Source organism: Sphingobium sp. ba1, assembly GCF_000743655.1.
GTDB lineage: Bacteria > Pseudomonadota > Alphaproteobacteria > Sphingomonadales > Sphingomonadaceae > Sphingobium.
In genome coordinates, this window is the sequence record NZ_JPPQ01000069.1 from 2,637,657 (window position 1) to 2,644,372 (window position 6,716).

Consider the following 6,716-nt stretch of genomic DNA (forward strand, 5'->3'; position numbering starts at 1 on the left):
CCGCAGTTCATCGCCTCCCGCCAGGCTGCGCGCGGCGGCGCTCGGCGCATAGTTGAGCGCGATGATGGCGGCATCGACCTTCGCCTTGGTCGCCGGCCGCACCACCTGCTCGCCATTGATGACGCGCGACACCGTCATGGGCGACACCCCGGCGTGGCGCGCCACATCGTTGATCGTTGGGGCATTGCGCTGACGGCGGGAGGATCGGGTGTCGGTCAATGCGGGGTGCTTTCGGGTCGGTAATGATGTCGCCGGAGTGGTAGCGACATCACCCCGCCGGATTAAAGCGAAAAATCACGGATTGCCGGGCGCATAGGGGAATTTCCGCATTTTATAGGCCTCCAGCGTCTCTGGCGGCGGCGCAGCCCCGTCGGGCAGGGGCCGCTTGGCGATCGACTGGAAATAGGCGATGCTTGCGTCGCGCCACCATTGCGCCTCCTTTTGCTGAATCGAAAGGAAGGTCTGCGTCTGCGCAAAGCGCTCCGCATCGATCATCGGGCGCAGTTCGTCCCACGTCGCGCGCATCCCCGCAACATAGGCAACGCCCCGGTCATAGCGCTGGACCATCCCATCCCACAGCGTCTCGCCTGATGCCAAGCGATAGTCCCAGGGCAGATGATGGAACCACAGCAAGTCCCGCTCCGGCGTGGTGCGCGGATTAGCGAACCGCTTGGCCAGCGGCGCCGCATATTGAGCGATGGCATTGCTCCCGCTCCTCCTCGTCCGGTCAAAGCCGATGCCGGTCGCATCCGCCTTGTGATAATAGACCGGGTTCCATTCCGGCCGCGCCAGTTCCGATACCCAGGGACCGGGTCCATAATGGTGGCCGGTGTCCATGACATGGGCCAGGCCAAGCGGCGTCATATAGTCCACCGCCGCCTCGCGCGATCCCATCATCATCGCGACCACGGGTTCCACTACCGCCTTGTCGGGCGTGAAGGTCAGCGCCGCCCATTCGCGCGCCACCGCATCGGCGGTCAGGTCCGGGTTCCAGGCCATCCGCCCGAACGCATACCAGTCCGCCTGGTTGAAGATCGACCCGCTCCAGTCGCGATCCGTGCCGATATTGGCGACGCCCGCAATCCCGGTCAGCCTATGCCAGTCCAGCGACCCGTCGATCACCTTGGCAACCGTCGATCCCTTGCCCTTGGCGAAGGTATCGCTTTTCAGCGTCTCTTCGAACAACGGCCCCAAATAGGTCAGATGCGTCGATTGCCCCAGATATTCCTTGGTGATCTGGAATTCCATCATCAACGGTGTCTTGGGCATTGCCCCGAACAGCGGATGGAAAGGCTCGCGCGGCTGAAAATCGATCGCGCCATTCTTGACCTGCACGATGACATTGTCGGCAAATTGCCCGTCCAGCGGCTTGAAGTCGGCATAGGCCTGCTTGGCGCGATCGTCGGGATTATCATGGGCATAGACGAAGGCGCGCCACATCACGATCCCGCCGTGCGGCTTCACCGCTGCGGCGAGCATGTTTGCGCCATCGGCATGGGTGCGCTTATAATCCTGCGGACCCGGTTGCCCCTCGCTATTGGCCTTGACCAGGAAGCCGCCGAAATCGGGGATCGCCGCGTAAATCTCGTCGGCCTTGGCCTTCCACCAGGCGGCAACGGTCGGATCGAGCGGATCGGCGGTCTTGAGCCCATCCAACTCCATCGGCGCGGTCCATTTGACCGACAGATAGACCTTGATCCCATAGGGCCGGAACACATCCGCCAGCGCGGCGGCCTTGGCGATATAGGGCGCGGTCAGGCTGTCCGACTTGGCATTCACATTGTTGAGGACGGTGCCGTTGATGCCGATCGACGCATTGGCGCGGGCATAGTCGCTATAGCGCGGCCCTTTCCAGTCGGGCAGCCGCCACCAGTCCCAGATCGACGATCCCGAATAGCCGCGCTCCACCGTGCCATCCAGATTGTCCCAATGGTTGAGCAGGCGCAGGCCGATGCGCGGCGCGCTGCGTATATCGATCGCATCGAGCGCCGCGTCCGACTGCGCCAGCCGCAGCCAATGGAATGCGCCATGCAGCAACCCGCTGTCGCTGTTCGCGGCGATCAGCGTGACCGGCTTGCCCTCGACCCGGATCGACCGGATCGCATAGCCCTCCTGGCCCAACCCCTCCAATGGGAGCGGCAGGGCAGGGGCCGTCTCCGGCGTCGCCAGCCACAGCGCACCCGGACGCATGCTATCCGCTATCATCGGGGCCGTACCGGTCATACCGGTGACGCCGCGCTGCAATTCGTCCCTGATGATCTGCATCGTCGCGCTGTCGCCGGGCGCGGTGATCACGCTAGCATGGGCCGCAATCCGCGCTGCCGCCGCCCCGTCCACCCGCGCATAGCGCAGCCAGAGATCATAGCCATCCTCGGCCATCGCCACGGGCGTCAGGACCGTCATGGCCATAGCCATCATCCAGCAAATCAGGCGCGCGATCATGTCTTCCTCTCCATCGCGTCGGCGTCGCCAGCCCGTTATCGGGCATTGACAATCGCGACTTGTCTTACCAATGGTAACGCTATCAGCGATAATCCGGCAAGCAGAAACGTGACAGCTCGGTAAAATTGGAGAGGCGCATCATGACCCATCCCCGCACAATAGCGAAACGGGCGACGATTTCCATCGTCCTGACGGCGCGATGACCATGGCCTTTGCCCGTCGCCAGGCGCTCGGCCTGCTCGCGTCCAGCTCGTTCGTCGCCGCTACCCCGGCCATCGCCGCGAAGAAAACCGGCCCGCTCTACAAGGATGCGACCGCGCCGATCGACCTGCGCGTCCGCGACCTGCTCGCCCGCATGACGCTGGAGGAGAAAGTCGGTCAGATCATCGCGCTATGGGCGACCAAGGCCGACATCATGGATGGCCTGACCTTCTCCCCGGCCAAGGCGAGCCAGGCTTATCCCGCGAGCTTTGGCCAGATTACCCGCCCGTCCGACAAGCGCGGCGCGCCCGATGGCTCGCAACAGGCGGGCGGCGTCGGCGCGCGCTGGCGCACCCCGGCGGACACCGTCGCCTTCATCACCGCGATCCAGAAATGGGCGATCGAGGAAACCCGACTCGGCATCCCCGTCCTCTTCCATGAAGAATCGCTGCACGGCTATATGGCGACCGAGGCGACCAGCTTCCCGATGGCGATCGGCCTGGCGGGCAGTTTCGACCGCCAGCTCATGCACGACATCCAATCCGTCACCGCCCGCGAAGTCCGCGCGCGCGGCGTGCATCTCGCTCTGTCCCCGGTAGTCGATATCGCCCGTGATCCGCGCTGGGGCCGGATCGAGGAAACTTTTGGCGAAGACCCTTATCTGTGCGGCGAAATGGGCGTCGCCGCCGTGCTGGGCCTGCAAGGCGAAAGCAAGCAGCTCGGCCCGGACAAGGTCATGGCGACGCTCAAACATATGACCGGCCATGGCCAGCCCCAAAGCGGCCAGAATATCGCGCCCGCGTCCATCTCCGAACGCGAATTGCGCGAGAATTTCTTCCCGCCCTTCCGCGAAGTCGTCCGCCGCACTGGCATCGCCGCCGTCATGCCCAGCTATAATGAGATTGATGGCGTCCCCAGCCACCAAAGCCAATGGCTGCTCGGCGACATCCTGCGCGGCGAATGGCATTTCGACGGCGCGGTGGTCAGCGATTATGGCGCGGTCCACGAACTCGACACCATCCACCATGTCCAATCCGACCCCGAAGCATCGGCGCGCGCCGCGCTGCGCGCCGGGGTGGATTGCGAATTGCCCGATGGCCTGACCTATCGGACGCTGGTGAGCCAGGTGCGCGCTGGCAAGGTGCCGGTCGAAGCGGTCGATATGGCCGTGCGCCGCATGTTGACGCTCAAATTCCGCGCCGGCCTGTTCGAGAATCCCTGGCCGCGTAAGGACTTTGAAGCGCTGACCGGCAATGCCGAAGCGCGCGCCCTCGCTTTGAAGGCCGCGCACAAGTCGATCGCGCTGCTCAAAAATGACGGCACGCTGCCCCTGACGGCGGGCACACACAAGCGCGTCGCCGTCATCGGCCCCAATGCCGCCGTCGCGCGCCTTGGCGGCTATTCCTCGATCCCGCGCCAGGAAGTGTCGCTGCTTGAAGGCATAGAGGCCAAGCTCAAGGGCAAGACGCAGGTGGTCCATGCCCAGGGCGTGTTCATCACCCAGAGCGAGGATCGCTCGGCCGACGACGTGCTGCTCGCCGACCCCGCCAAGAACCGCGCCTTGATCGCCCAGGCGGTCGAGGTGGCGAACAGCGCCGATGTCATCATCCTCGCGATCGGCGACACCGAACAGACCAGCCGCGAAGGCTTTGCCAAGAACCATCTCGGCGACCGCACCAGCCTCGACCTGCTCGGCGAACAGAATGCGTTGTTCCTGGCGATGAAGGCCACCGGCAAGCCCGTCATCGTCTGCGCCATCAACGGCCGCCCGCCCAGCTATCCCACCGTTGTCGAAGGCGCGAACGCGCTGCTCGAATGCTGGTATCCGGGGCAGGAGGGCGGCACGGCGATCGCCGACATTCTCTTCGGCGACGTCAATCCTGGCGCCAAACTGCCCGTTAGCGTCGCACGGGATGAGGGCCAGATCCCGATCTTCTATAACCGCAAGCCATCGGCCAGCCGGGGCTATCTGTTCGCAGAAAACACGCCGCTCTTTCCGTTCGGATATGGCCTCAGCTACACCCGCTTTGAATTTGGCAAACCCCGCCTGTCCGCGTCGCGCATCGGCTTAGGCGGGCAGGTGACGGTCGAGGTCGATGTCCGCAATGTGGGCGACAGGGCAGGGGACGAAGTCGTCCAACTCTACGTCCGCGACCAGGTCGCCAGCGTCACTCGCCCGATCAAGCAACTCAAAGGCTTCGAACGCATCACCCTCGCGCCCGGCGAGAGCCGAACCGTGCGCCTGCCGCTCGGCCCGGATGCTTTCGCGCTGTGGAATCTCGACATGGACGAAGTGGTCGAACCCGGCCTGTTCGACATCATGGTCGGGCCGGACAGCGAAAATCTCCAGACCGTCACGCTCGAAATCCTCTGAACAGGACCACGCACATGCCTAAAATCCTTGATGCCAGGGTCATCGTCACCTGCCCCGGCCGCAATTTCGTCACCTTGAAGATCATCACCGAAGACGGTGTCTATGGCCTTGGCGATGCGACGCTCAACGGCCGCGAACTGGCGGTGGCCAGCTATTTGCAGGACCATGTCATCCCCTGCCTGATCGGCCGGGATGCGCACCGGATCGAGGATATCTGGCAATATCTCTACAAGGGCGCCTATTGGCGGCGCGGCCCGGTCACCATGTCGGCCATCGCCGCCGTCGATACCGCGCTCTGGGATATCAAGGGCAAGCTGGCGGGCCTGCCGGTCTATCAATTGCTCGGCGGAGCCAGCCGCGAAAATGTGATGGTCTATGGCCATGCCAACGGCACCACGATCGAGGATACGGTGGCGGTCGCGCTCGATTATCAGCGGCAGGGTTACAAAGCGATCCGCATCCAGTGCGGCGTGCCCGGCATGGCGTCCACCTATGGCGTCAGCAAGGACAAATATTTCTACGAACCCGCCGACGCTGACCTGCCGACCGAAAATGTCTGGAACACCTCCAAATATATGCGCGTCGTGCCCGAATTGTTCAAAGCCGCGCGCGAAGCGCTCGGCTGGGACGTCCACCTGCTGCATGACATCCATCATCGCCTGACGCCGGTCGAAGCGGGCCGTCTGGGCAAGGATCTCGAACCCTATCGCCCCTTCTGGCTGGAGGATGCGACGCCCGCGGAAAATCAGGAAGCGTTCAAGCTGATCCGCCAGCACACCACCACGCCGCTGGCGGTGGGCGAAATCTTCAACTCCATCCACGACTGCCACGAACTGATCGAAAACCAGCTGATCGACTATATCCGCGCCACCGTGGTCCATGCCGGCGGCATCAGCCACCTGCGCAAGATCGCGAACCTCGCCGATCTCTATCAGGTCCGCACTGGCTGCCACGGCGCGACCGATCTGTCGCCGGTCTGCATGGCCGCCGCGCTGCACTTTGATCTGAGCGTCCCCAATTTCGGCGTACAGGAATATATGCGCCACACGCCCGAAACCGACGCGGTCTTCCCCCACGCCTATACCTTCGCCGACGGGGCGATGCATCCCGGCGAAGCACCGGGCCTTGGCGTCGACATCGACGAAGAACTGGCCGCCAAGTACGAATACAAGCGCGCCTTCCTGCCAGTGAACCGGCTGGAAGACGGCACGATGTTCAACTGGTGACCTTATCATCGTCATCCCCGCGAAGGCGGGGATCCATCTCCGTCGCTATCCCCAGGCGCAAGGTCGGGAGATGGGTTCCCGCCTACGCGGGAATGACGAACCCTCTTAGGAGCGCGCAATGACCGACATCCCCAAACCCTCCGGCAAAGTCCGCTGGATCGTCTGCGCGCTGCTCTTCTTCGCCGTGGTGCTGAGCTATGTCGATCGCCTCGTCCTGCCGACGCTCAAGCCCGATCTTCAGGCGCGCTATGACTGGAGCGAGAGCGGCTATGCCGATCTCGCCATCTGGTTTCAGGCGGGCTATGGCATTTCCTACGTCTTTTTCGGCCGCCTGATCGACAAGATCGGCGCGCGGGCCGGCTATACGCTGGCCGTGTCGCTATGGACGATCGGCCATGTCGCGCACATCTTCTTCACCTCGACCGCGGGCATGTTGCTCGCGCGCATCCCGCTCGCGATCGGCGAGGCGGGGG

At 63.8% G+C, this 6,716-nt stretch carries 5 protein-coding genes; 3 read left to right on the forward strand and 2 right to left on the reverse strand.

Translation table 11 applies throughout. The features are described 5' to 3' along the window. Nucleotides 1-219, reverse strand: a 219-nt coding sequence (locus tag IL54_RS23165; RefSeq protein ID WP_156106305.1) for a LacI family DNA-binding transcriptional regulator, incomplete at its 3' end; no start/stop codon positions are given. Nucleotides 220-294: 75 nt separating this feature from the next. Beyond that, nucleotides 295-2,442 (reverse strand): alpha-glucuronidase family glycosyl hydrolase, encoded by a 2,148-nt coding sequence (locus IL54_RS15955; protein WP_037476848.1) that lies wholly within the window; start codon nt 2,440-2,442, stop codon nt 295-297. Nucleotides 2,443-2,641: 199 nt separating this feature from the next. On the opposite strand from IL54_RS15955, the gene IL54_RS15960 reads away from it, so the two are divergent. The 3 genes from IL54_RS15960 to IL54_RS15970 all read left to right on the forward strand — a co-directional run. Then, nucleotides 2,642-5,017 (forward strand): glycoside hydrolase family 3 N-terminal domain-containing protein, encoded by a 2,376-nt coding sequence (locus tag IL54_RS15960; RefSeq protein ID WP_037476849.1) that lies wholly within the window; start codon nt 2,642-2,644, stop codon nt 5,015-5,017. A gap of 14 nt (nt 5,018-5,031) precedes the next feature. Then, a complete protein-coding gene (gene manD, locus IL54_RS15965; RefSeq protein ID WP_037476850.1) occupies nt 5,032-6,243 on the forward strand; it encodes a D-mannonate dehydratase ManD in 1,212 nt (403 codons plus the stop codon). A 118-nt stretch (nt 6,244-6,361) separates the two neighbouring features. After that, on the forward strand, nt 6,362-6,716 hold a 355-nt coding region (locus tag IL54_RS15970; RefSeq protein WP_156106306.1), incomplete at its 3' end, for an MFS transporter.